Here is an 18,862-nt window from a genome sequence, read left to right on the forward strand (position 1 = left end):
GAGCCGGTCAGATGTCGGCTGCCGCCCCGGCCGCCGGTGCGGCCGCACGTTCCAGTCGGACACATAAGATGACTGGATTTACAGGCGCCTTACAAGTGAGGTCGACATGTTCCAGACCGATGTCCAGGTCCCGGGTCAACCGGACGCAGTCGGCGTGCACGGAACGCAGTCGCCCAAGAAGGAGGCCGTACCCCGGCTCTACGCACTGGATGCCCTGCGCGTCCTGGCGGCGTTGTCCGTCCTGTTGTTCCACTTCACCGGCGTCGACGCGGCGACCAAGGCCAACTGGGGCGTGAACCCGAAGGAGTTGTTCCCCTGGCTCTTCCCGGTCACGTCGTACGGTTCGTACGGCGTCCAGCTCTTCTTCATCATCAGTGGCTTCGTCATCTGCCTCTCGGCCTGGAACCGCACGCCCGGGCAGTTCGTACGCGCCCGCTTCCTGCGGCTGTTCCCCGCCTACTGGTTCTCCGCCGTCGTCGCTTTCCTGGTCTGGCGCGTGCTGCCGGACGGCCAGCGCACCGCGCCCAGTATCAGTGACTCGCTGACCAACCTCACGATGTTCCAGGTGCCCCTCTCCGCACGGCATCTGGTGGGTGCCTACTGGACGCTCTGGGTCGAGCTCACCTTCTACCTGGTCTTCCTGGCGGTTCTCTGGAAGGGCGTCGACTACCGGCGCGTCTCGGTCTTCTGCTGGGTGTGGCTGCTGGCGAGCGTCCTCGTCCAGCAGGACCAGAACGTGCCGCTGCTCGGAATCTTCGCCCAGCCGCTGAACACCGCGCTGTTCGTGGCCGGCATTGCGATGTATCTGATGTACCGCTTCGGACCCGATCTGAAGCTGTGGGGACTGCTGGGTGCGAGCTGGCTGGTGATGCAGAGCGACCTGGTCGAACACGCCGACAAGCTGCGACACGACAAGGGCATGGATCGGGACCCGTACCTCGCACTGGCCCTGGTCACCGTCTTCTACTTGCTGGTGCTGGCCGTGGCGCTGCGCAAGGTGAACTGGATCAACTGGAAGTGGCTGTCCACCGCAGGCGCCCTGGTCTACCCGCTCTACCTCCTCCACGAGGAGCTGGGTTGGGCCGTGATCCGCAAGCTGTTCGGGCACCTGGGCGCCTGGCCCACTCTGGGAGTCACCACGGCCGCGCTGATCGCGCTGGCCTGGCTGGTGCACCGGTTCGTGGAGCGGCCCTCGCAGAACTGGCTGCGCGCGGCTCTGGCCCGGGAATCCAGCAATCCGCCGGCGCTGCCCCATAGTTGACTGCGCGCCCGGCGCCCCACCGGGCCGGGGTCCGGCAGACGACGAGGGGCCCCCGTCGACCAGGTCGGCGGGGGCCCCTCGTACGCGTACGGTGATCAGCCGCCGATGACGACGCGGCGGACACCTTCCCAGCGGGCCGGGTCCGTCGTGCGGCGGCCGTCGACCAGGACGCGGACGTCCGGGAGATCGGCGGCGGCCAGCTCGCGGTATTCGGCGTGGTCGGCCTGGAGGATCGCTGCGGTGACGGTCTGGCCCTCGTGCGGGACGAGACCGTGCGCGGTCAGCTCCTCGGCCGTGTACATCGGGTCCGAGACGAACGGCACCGCGCCGCGCGCCTTCAGGGCCTCGACGGTCGGGAATACGCCGGAGAAGGCCGTCTCCTTCACACCGCCGCGGTAGGCCGCGCCCAGCACCAGCACGCCCACCCCGTCCAGGTCGCCGTAGGCGGCGGCGAGCAGGTCGACCGCGTACTCGGGCATGGCCGCGTTGGCCTCGCGCGCCGAACGCACCACGGTCGCCGAGGGGTCGTTCCAGAGGTACATCCGCGGGTAGATCGGGATGCAGTGGCCACCGACGGCGATGCCCGGCTGGTGGATGTGGCTGTACGGCTGGGAGTTGCAGGCCTCGATGACCTTGAGGACATCGATGTTCTGCTGGTCGGCGAAGCGCGCGAACTGGTTCGCCAGACCGATGTTGACGTCGCGGTAGGTCGTCTCGGCGAGCTTGGCCAGCTCGGACGCCTCCGAAGTGCCCAGGTCCCAGACGCCGTTGGGGCGCGGCAGATCCGTACGCTCGTCGAAGTCCAGGACCGACTCGTAGAACGACACACCGTGCGCTGCCGATGCCTCGTCGATCCCGCCGACCAGCTTCGGGTAGCGGCGCAGGTCCGCGAAGACCCGGCCGGTGAGCACCCGCTCCGGCGAGAACACCAGGTGGAAGTCCTCGCCGGCCTTGAGGCCGGAGCCCTCTTCGAGCATCGGCGCCCAGCGGGTACGGGTGGTCCCGACCGGCAGCGTGGTCTCGTAGCTGACGAGGGTGCCCGGCTTGAGACCGGCGGCGATCGCCCTGGTCGCGGAGTCCATCCAGCCGAAGTCGGGCGTGCCCTCGGCGTCCACGAAGAGGGGGACGACGACCACGACGGCCTCGGACCGGGCGACGGCGGACGCGGTGTCCGTCGTCGCGGTCAGCAGCCCCGCCTCGACGGTCTCCTTGAGCTTGATGTCGAGATCGTGCTCGCCGGGGAAGGGTTCGATGCCGGCGTTGACCAGCTCGACGACCTTCTCGTTGACGTCGGCGCCGATCACCCGGTGCCCCTTGGCGGCGAACTGCACGGCGAGCGGCAGGCCGATCTTGCCCAGGGCGACTACACAGATGTTCATGGTTACTTCCTCTTGGAGCGCTTGGCGCCGGTCAACAGGGATCGCAGCCGCGAGCCCAGCGGTTTCTTGGGCGGGTGGAGCGGGCCGGTTCCGATCACCATGCGGCCCTTGGTGTTGAGGCGCGCCGCGGCCCGGTACGGGTCCGCTTCGCCGTGCCATCTGCGGGCCAGCGGCATGGGCCGGCCGTCGCCCCGTACCGGAATCTCGTACGTTCCGCCGGCCACGTCGACGAAGACCCGCACGCCTCGCTTGACCGTACGGGGTTCGAGCGGGATCCGGGCCCGCACCACGGTGGCGTTGCCGTCGTCCGCGAGTTCCCTGGTCGACTCACCCTGCGCCGGGGGCAGATCGTGCCCGTCCGGCAGTCGGCGGGCGCGTGCCTTGTCGGCGCTCTTGGGCATGGCCCCCTCGACGAGACGGACGACCGCGGAGCCGGTGTCGCCGACGACACCTATCCGTATCGTCAGTGCGAGTGCCAGCTCCTCGCCGGTCTGCACCCACTCCGACTCGATCAGCCGGGTCTTGTTGGCCAGGCGTCCGGGGACGATCTCCCCGACCAGTTCGAAGCAGCGGTCGGGGAGCTCCAGCCCCGCGTCGCGGAACCCGGGGTAGCGGGCGAAGGCCCGGCCGTCCTCCAGGTGGAAGGGGGGCGCACCGTGCTCGGCCTCTTCGCTGATCGCGCGGCAGAGTTCGTCGACGGCGCCGCGCTGCGCGAGCCGGAGTCTCGCCCGCAGCTTGACCGGGAGCGAATCGCTGAGCGGATCCGTCAGGTAGGAGTCGGCGAGCCGGGTGATACCGGCACAGATCTCGCGCTTCGTCTCGGCGTCGAGGTCCACGAAGTCGTCCTGGATGAGCTTGGAGAGCTCCCAGGTGAAGTGACGCTTGAGCACAGCGTCCCGGTCCGGCCCGGCCTCGATCAGCCCGGCCGCATGGTCCATGATCACTGCGGTGCAGCGCAGCCGTGCCAGATGGTTGGCACGGTAGGTGATGTTGCTGGCGTCCCCGCGCTTCACGGCGTAGTAGCAGGTGTAGTCGGCGACCACGGATATTCGGCGGGCGTGGACGCACGCCTCGATGGTGAAGGGCTGGTCGCTGCCGACCGGCAGGTCCTCGGGGAAGCGCAGCTGGTGCTTCTCCACGAGGTCGCGGCGGAAGAGCTTGGTGTTGGCCAGCGCGAACGGCAGCTCGGGTCCGTAGAGGCTGACGTCGGAGTCGTTGGCCTTGTAGAGCGACTGGCGCACGTACCGGCCGTTGGTGCCGACCATCTTGCCGACGACGACATCGGAACCGTGGGTGTCTGCGCACTTCACCATCCGCTCCAGCGCCTCCTCGCCGAGGTAGTCGTCGGAGCCTATGAAATAGACGTACCTGCCGGTCGCGAGCTCCAGTGCCCGGTTGCTCGGCATCGCCGGGCCCCCGGAGTTGGCCTGGTGGACGACCTTGACCGTGTCCGGGTAGCGCTCGGCGAAGCGGTCGAGCTCGGCGGCGCTGTCGTCCGTCGAACCGTCGTCGACCGCGACGACCTCCAGCCGGTCCAGCCCGATGCTCTGCCCGACGAGGGAGTTCAGGCACTCCGTCAGGTAGGGCATGGTGTTGTACACGGCGACAACCACACTGACGTCAGGAACCGTCGTCATCGTCTGTTTTCCGCCTTCTTTGGGTCGGAGAGCAGGTTGGTGTAGAGACCGTCGAGGACGTCGGCCTGGGCTTCCCAGGTCCAGGTATCCAGCAGCCCGGGTTTGTCGTAGGCGGCACGGTAGCGATCCGGATCGGCCAGCACCTGCTTGATCGCGCGGACCAGATCGGAAACGTCCTCAGCGGTGCACACCTCGCCCTGGCCCGTCGAACGGGTCATCTCGGACATCGTCTTCACATCGCTGACGACCAGGGGGAGCCGGGCGTGCGAGTACTCGAAGAACTTGGTGATGAGAGCGATTTCGTGGTTCGGCCAGTGATGGATCGGGATGCAGCCGACATCCGCGGCGGACAGGAACCGGACGACCTGCCAGTGCGGTACGTACGGCACCGCGTGCAGCCGCTCCCGCACCCCCAGCTCCTCCGCTCGGGCCAGAAGGCCCTGGATGTAGCCGGCGGCCGGATTCGGAACGACGAATGCGATGTGCACGCCTTCCAGCTGCGGCAGCGCCTCCACCATGTCGCCGAGGCCGCGCTGAGGTCCGGGCGAGCCGCTGTAGACCACCAGCGGAACGTCCGGACCGATGCCGCACTGTTCCCGCAGATCGGGCAGTGGTTCGACATCGTCCTCGTCGAGCGGCTCGACCGGCCGGTCGGGGGCGTTGAGCACGACCGTTGGCTGCGCGGTCAAGGAGTGACGCTCACGGAGCAGATCGGCGAGGCCCTCGGAGACGGTCACCACCGCGTCGGCGTACGGGGCAAATTCGCTCTCGTGTGCCGTATTGCCCGGGATCCAGTGGGCGTTGTCCTCCCACGGGCGGACTCCGGGCAGGAACTCGTGCGCGTCCCAGACCAGCTTGACCCGACGGCCCGCGGCCCTCGCGCGGACGGTGGCGCGGGCACCGACGCCGAGCATGCGGAAGTCGTTGGCGTGGATCAGATCCGGCTTGAGGGCGTCGATCTCCTTTCCGTACGTCAGCTCGTAGTCCCACAAGGCGGGTTCGAGCCTGCGCCAGGCGCGCTTCCCCTTGGCAGCCTTCCAGGCCGCGGTGAACGCCCGGTCCAGCGGACCCCGCAGGCGTCGGCCGGCCTTCTGCGCCTCGGTGGACTGCCGGGAGCGGAATTCGATCCAGCGCTGCATCACCTTCGATGCCGGCCCGGCCGCCACGAGGCGAGCCTGCTCCATCTTCCGGAATCCCGGCGTGCCGACCGCCTGCGGGGCCACCTTGAGCGCGGCCCGACGCGTGGCGACATCCGCGCGCCATGCCTTCGCCCACTGTCGGCGGTACGCCGCGAGGGGGCCGGGCGGGTACGCCAGAGGGCGACGCAGCAGCGAGCGGTGCCGCTCGGCATGCCGCTTCGCCAGTGGCGTCTTCAGCGGCAGCAGCCGCACTTCGGCGTCGCCCAGCTTCCAGCTGCGGCCCTTGCCCGAGCGCACCAGGCCCAGCAGCGTCACGTCCCAGCCGGCGGCGGCCATGGACTCGGCAGCCTTCTGCACCCGCGAATCGCCGTCGACCTTGTTGTCGACCAGCATGACGACCCGGCCCCTGCCGGGCCGGTCGATGCCGGATTCCTGCATCTCCATCAACAGCCTTTCCCCCGGACGCGTCACTTGAGAAAACCGTTCAGCACCTGTGCTGTCCTGCGTCCGTCGTGGTAATTACGCGCGAATTCCACCGAAGCGCGGCCGATGGCCGCTGTCCCCGCACGGTCGTCGATCAAGGAGCCCAGTACCTCACGCAGGGTGTCCGGGGTGGCGCCGACAAGTGGCAGCTCGTCGTTGGTCGCGGCCTTCACCGTGGTGCTGATGTAGCCGATCACTGGCTTGCCGGCAGCCATCGCTTCCACGGCGAACGTGCCGTAGCTGCCTGTGGTGAACTGGTCCAGGACCAGATCGCTCTCCTTGACCAGTGCCTGCATCTCGGCCCAGGGAATGCCCTCCGCGAGCCTGAAGTCGATCACGCCCTTGTCGTGCAGTTCGGTGAGTACGGGCATGATCCGGTCCGTACCCTTCGTCCAGCGCTTGGACGGGGCGTGCAGCACGATGGGCCGCTTGCGCTCCATCACGGGCCGCTCGGCAGCCCATGAGGTGACATCCACCACGAGCGGAGCCCACTGCGCCATCGGCAGGTCCTCGAGCAGATCGGGAGTCGTGACGAAGAGCGGGAGACCGCATTCGTCGGCGATCCGCCGGTTGACCTCGGCCTTGCTCTGGAGCCTCTCGGCGATTCCGTCGGGCGCGTCCCGGAACAGCGAGTACTCGTGGCGCTCCAGATGCCGGGCGGGGTTGCGGATGTCGCTTCCGTGCGACAGGAGCGCCACCTTGATACGAGCCTTGCGCAGCGCGGCCAGGTCTCCGGCGATGGTGTCACCGTTGAGCCGCCCGAAGACCGGCATGAAGGCATCGACGATCAGATGGCTGTAGCGGCCGACGATCCGCTTCACCTGCTGCAGCTGAACATCGAGTTCGCCGAGCCGGTCGGCGTCGACATAGACGTCCGCGGGGTAGCCGAAGCTGTCGGTCCGCCGGTTCATGACGACTTCGACGGACACATCCGGATTCGCCTGCGACACCGCCTGGGCGAAGGCCGCACCCTGACCGGCGTAGTTGGCCGGACCGATGCCCAGCTTGATCGGTGTGGAGCCGAGCGCGGTCCAGGCCGGTACTCCGGGTTCCCCACTGCTCGCAGCGATCTGCATGGCCCCGGGGGTCTCCTGAACGGTCCAGGAGACCTGCGTGACCGGCACCGGTGGCTTCTTCTTCGACAGGGTGCGGTACAGCTGAAGCAGTCCGGCGCTCTGGTGCTCCCAGGAGAGCTCCTTGAGCACGTCCTCGGTGATGTGCGCGGCCAGCTCATCACGACGCTTCAGTGCGCGGGACGCGGCAGCCGCGAAGGTGGTCGGGTCATCCCAGGTGAAGACCTCGCCGAGCCCCTTCTCCTCCACGTATGCCTTGATCACACGCACATCGCTGGTCACCAGCGGGAGCCCGGCCTGAAGGTACTCGGAGACCTTCGTCGGCAGGGAGACCTCGCAGTTGGGAACCCGCTTGAACGGAGTCAGGCCGACATCCGCCGAGGACAGGTAGTCGGCGACCTGATGCTGCGGCACGTAGGGCACCAAGTGAATACGGTCGCGCACTCCGAGCGTCTCGGCGGTCGCCAGCAGCTGCTCCAGAAGCGGCGTCATCCGGCTGCAGACGAGCGCCAGGTGCACACCGGGCAGTTCGGGGAGACCGTCGATCACAGCGTCCACACCGCGTTCAGGCCCCAGCCACCCCGAATACACCATGAGCGGGACCTCGGGCCCCAGACCGCACGCCTCACGGACTGACGACGGCACCGACCCGGATCCGATCACCTCGCGGACCGGGGAGTTGCCCACGACCAGAGGAAGTCCGGAAAGCTTGTGGTCGTCCCTGAGCAGCTCGGCCAGTTGCGGGGAAACGGTGACAACCGCGTCGGCCCGGCCGATGTACTCGGCCTCGGCTGCGGGAAGTGCGTAGGCCTGCCGCGGGTTGGGCCATTCGACACCGCGAATGTACTCGTGTGCGTCGTAGAGCCACGCGCACTGGTGGCCGCTCGCCCGGAGCCGTGCGGCGCTGCGCGCGGCCGTCACGATCGTAGTGGCGTCGTTGGCGTGGATGACGTCCGGCTTGAGTTCCTCGATCAACGGACCGAACGCCAGATCCAGATCGACCAACTGCGGCCAGTCCAGACGCCAGTCACGGACCGGATCCGAGTCCTTCGGCGTCCGGCGCTGCTCCCACTTGAAGGCACGCACCCGAAGCTTGTAGACGGCACGGCGGGCACGCAGCACAGCTTTCAGCGACGTCCGCCGCGGCATGCCCGACCAGGTCGTCTCGGCGGACGTCTGGCGCACCCATGCCTGATAGGACGCACGGTAGCGACTCATCGCCACCTGGTCATGGAGACGGAACTGGGTCATGGCGCCACGCAGCGGATGAGCCTTGCGCGCCTTCACCGACCGCAGGTACTCCCTGGCCACGGGGACGCGGACCACCTCGATCGGCCCCAGCCTCGACCGCTGGACACGCTTGGTGTCGCTCCTGCCGATCAGCGTGACGTCCCAGCCGTCGCGCGCAGCGGCCACAGCCGTTTTCTGGACCCGTGAGTCGCCCGTGATGCCGTTGGCGACGATCACGGCAAGCCGCGGCCGACGAGCAGGGGATTTCATTCTGTACTTCCTCCGGTGCAAGACAAACGGGCCGGAGCCGGCTTCGCACTCCCGGGAGTGCGAAGCGGACCGGGGAGATGAACGGTGTGCCCGCTGCCGGGGATTCAGCTCGCTGCGCTGTCGACGTCCACGCGGACGGTCGTGCCGCTCGCGGCCGACTCGAGAACCGCAGCCGCCACCTCGACGGTCCGCAGCCCCTGCCGCAATGTGCAGATGTCGTCCGACGTGCCCAGAACAGCGTCCCTGAAGAGCTCATGCTCGACCAGCAGCGGCTCACGCTTCGGGATCGCGTAGCGGATCATGTCGCCCTCGGAGACACCGCGGAAGGCCTGGAGCGCCTCCCACTCGGTGGCCACCGCGGCGTTCGAGTGGAAGGTGAGGTCGGCGGTGAGGGTGTCGGCGATGAAGGTGCCGCGCTCGCCGGTGACGGAGGTGAAACGTTCCTTGAGCGGGCTCAGCCAGTTGACCAGGTGGTTGACCATGGTGCCGTCGGAAAGCTGGCCGACCGCGGAGACCATGTCCTCGTGCGGACGGCCGGACTTCGAAACGGTGTGGGCGGAGATCGAGGTGTAGGTCTGTCCCGTCACCCAGCCGGTCAGGTCGATGTCGTGGGTGGCGAGATCCTTCACCACACCGACATCGGCGATGCGGTGCGGGAACGGGCCCTGTCGGCGGGTGACCACCTGGAACACCTCGCCCAGCTCGCCCGCCTCCAGCCGGGAGCGCAGCGACCGCAGCGCCGGGTTGCAGCGCTCGATGTGGCCGACGCCTGCCACCAGGCCACGCGACTCGAAGGCGTCGACCAGCCGTCGGGCACCTTCCACGGTGTCGGCGACCGGCTTCTCGATCAGCGCGCAGACACCCGCCTCGGCGAGCTGAAGGCCGACTTCCTCGTGCAGCGCGGTGGGGCAGGCCACGACCGCGTAGTCGACACCGAGAGAGATGAGCTCGTCGACCGTTGACAGTACGGGGGCGCCCTGCGCCCAGCCGTTCTTGTCCCCCATCGGGTCGACGACGCCGACCAGTTGTACGTCCTCCAGGCCGGCCAGCACACGGGCGTGGTGGCGGCCCATCGAGCCGAGGCCGATCAGTCCGGCTCTCAGTCCTGCGGTCACTGTATTTCTCCCAGCGAGTTCACGGCGCCGACGATGCGGTCCAGGTCTTCCGGCGTCAGCGAAGGATGCACGGGCAGCGAGACGACCTCGGCGGCGGCCCGCTCGGTCTCCGGCAGGTCCCAGATCCGGCCCGCCTTCTGGTCGGGCTCCCAGTACGGCTTCAGCCGGTGGATCGGAGTCGGGTAGTACACGGCGTTGCCGATGCCCGCCTCGCTCAGCCTGGCCATGGCGGCGTCTCGGTCACCCTGCACCCGAATGGTGTACTGGTGGTAAACGTGGCGTGAACCGTCGGCGACGGGCGGGACGGTGACGCCGGGCACGGTGATGTGCTCGTCGAGGTACGCGGCGTTGGCGCGGCGCTGCTCGGTCCAGCCGAGCACCTTCCCGAGCTGTACGCGCCCGACGGCGGCAGACACGTCCGTCATGCGCATGTTGGCGCCGACGATCTCATTGGCGTACCGCTGCTCCATGCCCTGGTTGCGCAGCAACCTGAGGGTGCGCGCCACCTCGGCGTCCGCGGTGGTGACCATGCCACCTTCGAGGGAGTGCATGTTCTTGGTGGGATAGAAGCTGAACGTGCCGCCGGAGCCGAAGGTGCCGACCGGGGTGCCGTTCAATGCCGCGGTGTGCGCCTGGCAGGCGTCCTCGACCACGGCGAGCTTGTGCTTGTCGGCGATGGGCATGAGCTTGTCCATCGCTGCCGGGTGACCGTACAGGTGCACCGGCATGATCGCGGCGGTACGCGGCGTGATGGCGGCCTCGACCGCGGCCGGGTCCAGGCCGAAGCTGCCCGGCTCGATGTCCGCGAAGACCACATCGGCACCGGCCAGGCGGACCGCGTTGGCGGAGGCCGCGAAGGAGAACGAGGGCACGATGACCTCGTCACCGGGGCCGATCCCGAGGGCGAGCAGCAGCAGATGCAGGGCCGAGGTACCGGAGTTGACGGCGACGCAGTGGTGTCCGGCAACCAGCTCCGAGAAGCCCTCCTCGAAGGCCGCGACCTCCGGGCCCTGCACCACACGACCGCTGCGCAGTACGCGTACCACGGCCTCGATCTCGTCGTCACCGATCACGGGTCGGGCAGCAGGGATCGCTTCCCTGTTGTCGCTCGACATGGACATCCTCCTTGAACACCGCAAGAGCTGTGACCGACGACGGCTCCAAGGGCACGCGAATGCCCGCATGAGGCTCCGCCGCCCCGGCGCATGGCCGATTCTGTACCAATATATTGCGCGCAAATCACCCTTTTCCCCGGGGGCCAGTGCACCGGGGTGTAAAGGATGGTCTGTCCTGCCTGAAGCGGGCCGACGCGCTGATGAGCATTCTCGGGAATGACGTATCCAGCGTCAGCCGCGTCACATTATCAGTCTTTTCACAGCTGGTTTTCCTGAGGTTACGGCTGACGAGACACAGCCCACATGCTCCGCGCCCGCGTCCCGCATGCGAAAGAGGCGCGGTCCCCTTGAGGGGGCCGCACCTCTTTCGATGCTGTCCGACCGTCGGCCGGCTCTCCGTGCCGTCCTAGACGGAGGGCTGCGGCGACTGCTCCGCGGCGACCGTCTTCTTCGCCGCCGCCTTCTTGGCCGTCGTCTTCTTCGCGACGGTCTTCTTGGCAGCCGTCTTCTTGGTGGCTGCCTTCTTGGCGGTGGCCTTCTTGGCGGTCTTGCGAGCCGTCTTCTTGGCCGGGGCCACCACTTCCGCGGTTTCCGGAGCCTCGACCGACTCGGCGGTCTCGGCCGGCTCGGTGTCGGGCTTCGGCTCCGGGGAACCGGTCACCACGACCACCTCTGCCGCGTCCGCGCCTGCGGGCGAGCCCGCGGGGGCGGTGACCTTGCGGGTCACCCGGCGGCGGGCACGCGGCGGGGCGGCCTCGGGGACCACCTCTTCGGGTGCTGCCTCGGGCTGGGGAGCCTCGATGACGACCGGGGCCTCAATGACTACCGGGGCTTCGATCACGACCGGGGCCTCGGTGGCCGGGGGCTCGGCGGCCGGGGCTTCCTCCCCGGCCGGGGCCGGGGAACCGGCCGGGGCGGTCGCCTTCCGGGTCGCCCGGCGGCGCGTACGGCCCTTGGGGGCCTCGGCGACCGGTTCCGGCTCCACCACCGGCTCGGGCTCCGCGGCCACGACCGGCTCCGGCTCGACGACCGGCTCCGGGGCAGGGGCCGCTTCGGCCTTCGGGGCGCCGGCCGGAGCCGTTGCCTTACGGGTCGCGCGGCGCCGGCCGCGGCCGCGCAGGGCTGCTGCCTCGGCCTCGGCCGCGCTGCTGTAGAGCTCCTCGTCCGGGACGAACTCCGGCTCGGGCAGCGCCACCGGGGCGGCCACCTCGGCAGCCACCTCGGCCTCGGTCTCGACCTCGGCGACGTGCTCGTGCTCGGGTTCCTGGCCCGCGCCGACCCGGCCGCGCTTCTTGGCACGCTTGCCGCCGCCACCGACCGACGTCGGCTGCTCCATGTGCACGATCACGCCGCGCCCGTTGCAGTGGACGCAGGTCTCGGAGAAGGACTCCAGCAGGCCCTGGCCAACCCGCTTACGGGTCATCTGGACCAGGCCCAGCGAGGTGACCTCGGCGACCTGGTGCTTCGTACGGTCGCGACCCAGGCACTCCAGCAGACGCCGCAGCACCAGGTCCCGGTTGGACTCCAGCACCATGTCGATGAAGTCGACGACGACGATGCCACCGAGGTCGCGCAGCCGCAGCTGACGCACGATCTCCTCGGCCGCCTCCAGGTTGTTCTTGGTGACGGTCTCTTCGAGGTTGCCGCCCTGGCCGGTGAACTTGCCGGTGTTGACGTCGACGACGACCATCGCCTCGGTCTTGTCGATCACCAGCGAGCCGCCGCTCGGCAGATAGACCTTCCGGTCCAGCGCCTTCATGAGCTGCTCGTCGATCCGGTACGTCGCGAAGATGTCGACCTCGGAGGTCCAGCGCGACAGGCGGTCCGTCAGGTCGGGCGCCACCTGCGAGACGTAGCCGTGGATGGTCCCCCACGCGTCGTCGCCGCTGACGATGACCTTGGAGAAGTCCTCGTTGAAGATGTCGCGGACGACCCGGACGGTCATGTCCGGCTCGCCGTAGAGCAGCGTCGGCGCGTTGGAGCTGCCGGTGCTCTTCGCCTTCTTCTGGATGTCTTCCCACTGCTGCTGCAGCCGCTCGACATCGCGGCTCAGCTCGTCCTCGCTGGCACCCTCCGCCGCGGTACGGACGATGACGCCCGCGTCCTCGGGGACGATCTTCTTGAGGATGGTCTTCAGCCGGGCCCGCTCGGTGTCGGGCAGCTTGCGGCTGATGCCGGTCATCGAGCCCTCGGGCACATAGACCAGGTAGCGGCCGGGCAGCGAGACCTGGCTGGTCAGGCGGGCGCCCTTGTGGCCGATCGGGTCCTTGGTCACCTGGACGAGGACGGACTGGCCGGACTTGAGCGCGGTCTCGATACGCCGCGGCCCGTGGGCCATGCCGAGCGCCTCGAAGTTCACCTCACCCGCGTACAGGACGGCGTTGCGGCCCTTGCCGATGTCGACGAAGGCGGCCTCCATGGACGGCAGTACGTTCTGCACCTTGCCCAGGTAGACGTTGCCGACGTAGCTGGTGGCCTGCTCCTTGTTGACGTAGTGCTCGACGAGCACGTTGTCCTCGAGGACACCGATCTGGGTGCGCTCGCCGTTCTGGCGGACGACCATGACCCGCTCGACGGCCTCGCGGCGCGCCAGGAACTCGGCCTCGGTGATGATCGGAACGCGGCGGCGGCCCTGCTCACGGCCCTCGCGGCGACGCTGCTTCTTCGCCTCCATGCGGGTCGAGCCCTTGATGGACTGGACCTCGTCGAAGCCGGTGCCGGGCTCCCGCTCTTCCTTCTTACGGGGCTCGCGGACCTTGACGACCGTACGCTCCGGGTCGTCCGTACCGCTGTCGGCTTCGGACGCGACGTCCCCGCTGCGACGACGGCGACGACGACGGCGACGGCTGCTGCTGGATCCGACGGCGGACGCCTCGTGCTCCTCGTCCTCCTCCTCTTCGGACTCCTGAGCGCGCTCCTGGTCCCCCTCGGCGTGCTCGGCGGCGGCCTCGTCGCCGAACTGCTCCGCGGTCTCGTCACCTTCGGTGGTCTCGCCACGACGGCGGCGACGGCCTCCGCGACGGCGACGGCGCGAGGGCCGGTCCCCGTACTCGTCCGTCTCCTCGCCCTCGTGTCCGGCTTCGCTCTCGCCCTCCGGCTCGTGCTCCTCCTCGACATGCTCCTCCACCTCGGCGGCGGGAGCGGCGGCGGCCTGCTCGGGCTCGGCGGCCTCACCGCGACGGCGGCGCCGACGGCGCGCACCGGCCTGTGGCGCGGCCTCGGCGGCCGGTGCCTCGATGGTGGCGGTCGGCTCCTCGACCGCCTCGGGCTCTTCCTCGACCTCCACGTGACGCGAAGCGGCAGCGGCGGCGGCCGCGGTCTCCGGGGTCTGGAACATCGGCTCGGCGAAGACCGGCGCCTGGAACACGGCCACGGCGGGGCGCGTCGCGCGACGGCTCTTGCGTACGGGCTCCTCCTCCTTGGCGGTGAACTCGGGCCGGCCCGCGGCTGCGGTGGCGCGGCGCCGGGTGCGGCCCCGCGGTGCGGCCTCCTCGGCGGGCTCGGCGGCCGGCTCCTCGGGGGCGGCGGCCTCGAGCAGGCTCTCGCCGGCGATCTCGGCGGCCTGCGGCGCACCTGCCGAAGCGGTCGCCTTACGGACCGCACGACGACGCGTACGCGGGGCCTCGACGACCTCTTCCTCCGCTTCCGCGGGCGCGGCGGGCTCGACGACTGCCTCGGCGGGCTGCGGTGCACCGGCCGGAGCCGATGCCCTGCGCCGGGTACGACCGCGCGGCGCGGCGGCCACGGGCTCGGCGGCTGCGTCGGCCGGCTCGGGCTCGGCACTCGTCACGGCCGTTGCTTCCTCGACGATCTCGACGGCCTCGGCGGCCTGCGGCGCACCCGCCGGAGCGGTCGCCTTGCGAACGGCACGACGACGCGTACGCGCCGGCGGCGCCTCCACGACCTCGGCCTCGACCTCGGCTTCGACGACGGGCTCGGTGACGGCCCCGGCGGCCTGCGGCGCACCCGCCGGAGCGGTCGCCTTACGGACCGCACGACGACGCGTACGCGCCGGCGGCGCCTCCACGACCTCGGCCTCGGCCTCGGCTTCGACCACGGGCTCGGTGGTCTCGGCGCTCGCCGCGGGTTCCACGATCTCGACGGCCTCGGCGGCCTGCGGCGCACCCGCCGGAGCGGTCGCCTTGCGGACCGCGCGACGGCGCGTACGGGCCGGCGGCGCGGCTTCTGCGGCTTCCGCCGCCGGGGCACTCTCGGCTTCGGTGCCGGTGCTGTCGGACACTGCGGCGTCAACGGCCGGTATGGCCGGAGCGGCGGTGCCCGATGCCTCCGGCACCGGCGGTCCGGCCGGGCGGGACGCGGCGCGGCGCCTGCGGCGCGGCGGCAGCTTGTCGCCGGGTGCGTTGTTCTCTTCGGCGTTCCCGGTCGTGCCGGGTTCGTTGGACTGGGGCATGCGGGCGGTTCTCCCGTCAGGCTCCCGGGCGCCGCGTCTGATTCCGGGCCGGTACGGTCCGCGTGATGTACGCGGGACCGGCGTCCGGGGCGCGGGCGCCGCACGGGAGCTCAATGTCTGGCTCGCCGGTTCCGTACGCGAGGTGCGTACGGCCTGGCGAAAGTCTTATGGGTCATCGCGCGGCCCGGCCCAGGTGGCTCCCGAGTCGGAGAGCTGCGCTGCAACGACCGCCTTACGCGGAACCTGCACCTTCCGGCGCCGTCGCGACGGCGGTCCCGGTGGCCGTGGGTGTAGCGGCCGGGGCTGCCTCGCGGTCGGGCGCGAGCGGGTCGGTCACCGTGCCGGACTCCTCGTCGAAGAGCCCCTGCGCCAGCCTGGTCACCGCTGCGGGGACCGGCGGCGCCAGGTCGGCCACAACGTGGAGACCGGACAGGACGTCGTCAGGTCGCACGGCAGGTGTCACGTGCCGCACTACCAGCCGCAGTATCGCACAGGGCCTGTCCTCGGACCTATCAGGCTGTGGGTCAAGGGCCTCCAGGCCGACCACGGCGGCGCGGGCGTCGAACGTCCGCATGCCGTTCTTCGCCCGGCGCTGGACCTCGACGGTCTCCGCCTCGTTGAAGGCGGCCACGGCCTTCGCGGCCTCCTCGACGGGGACTCCGTCGAGACGCAGTTCCCAGATGGAGGCGGTCAGCCGGTCGGCGAGACCCGAGGTGCGGGCCTCCACGGCGTCGGTGATGTCGAGACCGTCCGGCAGCGAGGCGTTGAGCAGCTCACGCAGGACGGCGGGATCCCGGGCCTCGGTGAGGGCGATCTCCAGGAACTCGGCCTCACTGCCCGTGCCGGTGGGTGCGGCATTGGCGTACGAGACCTTCGGGTGCGGGGTGAAGCCCGCCGAGTAGGCCATGGGCACCTCGGAGCGGCGCAGTGCCCGCTCGAAGGCACGCTGGAAGTCACGGTGACTGGTGAACCGGAGGCGGCCGCGCTTGGTGTAGCGCAGTCGGATGCGCTGCACCGCCGGTGCGGGCGGCGGGCCTTCGGGCTGTCGCTTGCCCAGTGGTTCTTCTCCTCGGTGCGGGACGGACGCGGTGGCACGCCGCCCTCGAAATGCGGGTGGCCCGGGGTGTCCGGTCCGGCTCACCCCCGCTCGGCGTTTTTCTCTCCGAGCAGGGAGATCTCTGGTTCGGGCGCCGCGCTGGGCACAGTCGTTGTACTACCAAGACTACGCGCAAGGGGGCTCCCCAGTTCCCTCGGAGTCGGAGCCCCGGGGCCGCCGACCAGTGCCCGCCAGGCGTCACGACGCGCCCGCGCCACGGTCTCGCGTGCCGTGCGCAGCGCCGACCGGGCCGCGCGTCCGGTCTCGACGGCGGCCCGCTTGGCGGGACTCCAGACTGCGTCACGTACGAAATGCCCCACCGGCGTGCAGACCGCGCGGTAGACCCAGGTCACCGGCGCCCCGACCAGATGCCACGCCAGCCAGGCGATGGCCCGGCCGACGGCCCGCGAGATGTAGCCCGCGATGCGCCAGGCGACACCGAACGCGGCGGCGATCTCCCGGCCGAGCGGGGCGAGGACCCGCCGGTACAGCAGGCCGAGCGGCGCGACGAGCAGCGTCAGGACCAGCCACTCGACCGCTGCCCACAGCCCGCTCCCGGCGGCCGCGATCCCGCGTGCCAGCAGTTCGAGCAGCCAGGTGATGCCGTGGCCGAGCGGGATGAGCAGTTCGCGGTACGTCCAGGCCAGCGACCGCACGAGCAGGTGCTCCACCAGCCAGACGGCGGCGAGCGCGAGCGGCACCAGGACGTACCGCCACAGGGCGGCCACCGGCCGGACGAACAAGGCGGTGAGCACCCAGTCGATCGCGGTGCCGATCCCCCGCCAGGCAGGGGCCAACAACGCGCGATACACCCAGCCCAGCCCGTGCCCGATCGGGGTGAGCACCGCCTCGTACACCCACAACACCGGAACCACGAGCCCGTACCGCACCGCCGGCACCAGCACGTACCGCCAGAGCGCGACCCACGGCCACACGAAGACCGCCGCGGCCAGCCACCGCAGCGCATGGCCCAGCGGGGTGAGCACCCACGCGTACAGCCAGACCGCGGGGGCCACCACCAACGTCGCGAACAGCCAGGACAGGGCCCGGCCCAGAGGGCGCAGCAGGATGCGGTCGGCGGCACGGGCGGCGACCACCAGGACGTCCCAGACCATGCGTACCGGCAGGACGATCACCAGCACCACGATCCGTACCGGAATCCTGATGAGCGTGGTCACACAGCCCTCACCGGCTTCGTAGTGCGCGGGAGCCTCGTGCTTGCCGTAGTCCATGCCGTACATGACGCGAAGGCCCGGTCCGGAGTTTCCCGGACCGGGCCTTCGTCACCGAGCCGTCACCCGGACGGACGTGCCCGAGGCGGCTACTGCACGACCGACAGCGGCAGCAGCTTCTTGCCGGTCGGGCCGATCCGGATACTGGTGTCCATCTGCCACGAGGATCTGCGCGCTCCTGCGACGAGCGGACACCGCGACTCCCGCCGTGCGGCGACGGTAAAGCTGGCCGCTCCGAAGGGGCCCGCGGGAGATCAAGGCGGCAGCGCCCGGCCAGCCGGTCATCGTGACTGTGGTTGAGATGAAGCGCCTGGCAAACTAGGCCGCCGAGTTGATGGCCCTGTCCGCCACGCTCCAAGCGAACGGCATCCAACTGGAACTCCTCTCCGGCCCCCTTCAGAGGGTGTGTGACCAGAACGGCGCGGGCGTCATCGTGTACGAGGGCCGTCCCCTTGAGTAGTTTGTGCTTCCTCGCAACCACCACTCAGACAGACCTGTTGTCGCCATCGTCCACAGTCGTAACGGCGACTCGTACAGAGCCGTCGTCCGCTGGTGCAACGCGGGCGAGACTGCCGTCAGCGGGGTGGCGTGCCATGATCGCTTCTTCGCAACTTTCCAGAGGTAGGACTCGAACAGCCCATCCCGCTCCATGAAGGCTGTTGCGCACGCGCTGAATTGCGTTCGCCCGAGCCCCCTTACTTAGGGGAACTGTCGACCAAGCGTGGTGAATCAGCGAGTCCGCGCCGTCCATGACACGGCTGACTCCGTCATCGGCCTGCGGACGGTGACGAACGCGAAGAGCTTCGTAGATCCGGCTGGAGTACCCACGTACTCGACGTTCCGCAGCCGAAGTCTCCGACGCCGTGCTGTAAGAGGTTGGGTTCGTTACCGAATCCGTACCTGCATCGACGGAGAAGCACGGAGAGGTGACGGTGATTGCCGCGATACCCTCGCCCTTTTCTTTGTTGGTGGGGCCGATGATGGCGTCAATCCAGAAGTCGTCTGTCGGTGTGCGCATGTAGATCTTGGGGAATGGCTGGCTCCAGTCCGCGTCAGGAGAGCTGAACTTGTACCCCTCCTTGACCCAAGCGTCCCGGGCGTGACGCACCAGCTTCTTGGCCTCGCTACCTGGCACGCCAGTCAACTGGTACACGAGGGCAACCTGCTTGCGATTGCTTGAACCGGAATTCTCATCAGCCAGGCAAGGGCCCACAGGTGCAGGGCCAACCCGCTTCAACGTCGGCTTGGGCTGCATCCCATCCACGGCTTGGTGGATGATTTCCTCTGCCCGATCGGTCGCTTGCTGCTCGTCCATCTTGCTGGCCCGATTCTGTGTCGTGGTGTCGCCCTGGCCGCTGTCGCCTCCATTTCCGCAAGCTGCTGTTCCAACTGCCATGAACAAGATCACGGCAGTCATTGCG

Annotated in this window: 11 protein-coding genes; 1 reads left to right on the top strand and 10 read right to left on the bottom strand. The window is 69.5% G+C overall.

Annotation, left to right across the window (positions count from 1 at the left end; all coding sequences use genetic code 11):
* The first annotated feature begins 106 nt into the window (after positions 1–106).
* The gene (locus ACZ7L9_RS04210) at positions 107–1,261 is read left to right on the top strand and encodes an acyltransferase family protein (protein WP_471412329.1); all 1,155 of its coding nucleotides are present in this window, start codon (positions 107–109) and stop codon (positions 1,259–1,261) included.
* A gap of 95 nt (positions 1,262–1,356) precedes the next feature.
* On the opposite strand, the gene ACZ7L9_RS04215 is transcribed toward ACZ7L9_RS04210, so the two are convergent.
* The 10 genes from ACZ7L9_RS04215 to ACZ7L9_RS04260 form a co-directional block, all read right to left on the bottom strand.
* The gene (locus ACZ7L9_RS04215; protein WP_471412331.1) at positions 1,357–2,640 is read right to left on the bottom strand and encodes a nucleotide sugar dehydrogenase; all 1,284 of its coding nucleotides are present in this window, start codon (positions 2,638–2,640) and stop codon (positions 1,357–1,359) included.
* A gap of 2 nt (positions 2,641–2,642) precedes the next feature.
* Positions 2,643–4,277 (bottom strand): glycosyltransferase family 2 protein, encoded by a 1,635-nt coding sequence (locus ACZ7L9_RS04220; RefSeq protein ID WP_471412333.1) that lies wholly within the window; start codon positions 4,275–4,277, stop codon positions 2,643–2,645.
* Positions 4,274–5,860 carry a glycosyltransferase family 4 protein gene (locus ACZ7L9_RS04225; RefSeq protein WP_471412334.1) on the bottom strand — a complete coding sequence of 529 codons (1,587 nt, stop codon included), beginning with the start codon at positions 5,858–5,860 and terminating at the stop codon, positions 4,274–4,276. Before ACZ7L9_RS04225 ends, ACZ7L9_RS04220 begins: the two co-directional genes overlap by 4 nt.
* Before the next feature lie 23 nt (positions 5,861–5,883).
* Positions 5,884–8,472 carry a glycosyltransferase family 4 protein gene (locus ACZ7L9_RS04230; protein WP_471412336.1) on the bottom strand — a complete coding sequence of 863 codons (2,589 nt, stop codon included), beginning with the start codon at positions 8,470–8,472 and terminating at the stop codon, positions 5,884–5,886.
* Between the two features lie 104 nt (positions 8,473–8,576).
* A complete protein-coding gene (locus tag ACZ7L9_RS04235; RefSeq protein WP_471412338.1) occupies positions 8,577–9,587 on the bottom strand; it encodes a Gfo/Idh/MocA family protein in 1,011 nt (336 codons plus the stop codon).
* A complete protein-coding gene (locus tag ACZ7L9_RS04240; RefSeq protein ID WP_471412340.1) occupies positions 9,584–10,702 on the bottom strand; it encodes a DegT/DnrJ/EryC1/StrS family aminotransferase in 1,119 nt (372 codons plus the stop codon). The genes ACZ7L9_RS04235 and ACZ7L9_RS04240 overlap by 4 nt, the downstream gene beginning before the upstream one ends.
* Positions 10,703–11,108: 406 nt before the next feature.
* Complete coding sequence (locus ACZ7L9_RS04245; protein ID WP_471412342.1) at positions 11,109–15,113, bottom strand: Rne/Rng family ribonuclease; 4,005 nt, start codon at positions 15,111–15,113, stop codon at positions 11,109–11,111.
* 232 nt (positions 15,114–15,345) lie between these two features.
* Entirely contained in the window at positions 15,346–16,128 is a 783-nt protein-coding gene (locus ACZ7L9_RS04250) for a TIGR03936 family radical SAM-associated protein (RefSeq protein ID WP_471412344.1), read from the bottom strand.
* A gap of 122 nt (positions 16,129–16,250) precedes the next feature.
* Positions 16,251–17,441: a hypothetical protein gene (locus tag ACZ7L9_RS04255; RefSeq protein WP_471412345.1), complete on the bottom strand. Its 1,191-nt coding sequence runs from the start codon at positions 17,439–17,441 to the stop codon at positions 16,251–16,253.
* A gap of 484 nt (positions 17,442–17,925) precedes the next feature.
* Complete coding sequence (locus ACZ7L9_RS04260) at positions 17,926–18,858, bottom strand: hypothetical protein (RefSeq protein WP_471412781.1); 933 nt, start codon at positions 18,856–18,858, stop codon at positions 17,926–17,928.
* Between the last annotated feature and the right edge of the window lie 4 nt (positions 18,859–18,862).

Source organism: Streptomyces sp. NPDC111516 (assembly GCF_055635345.1).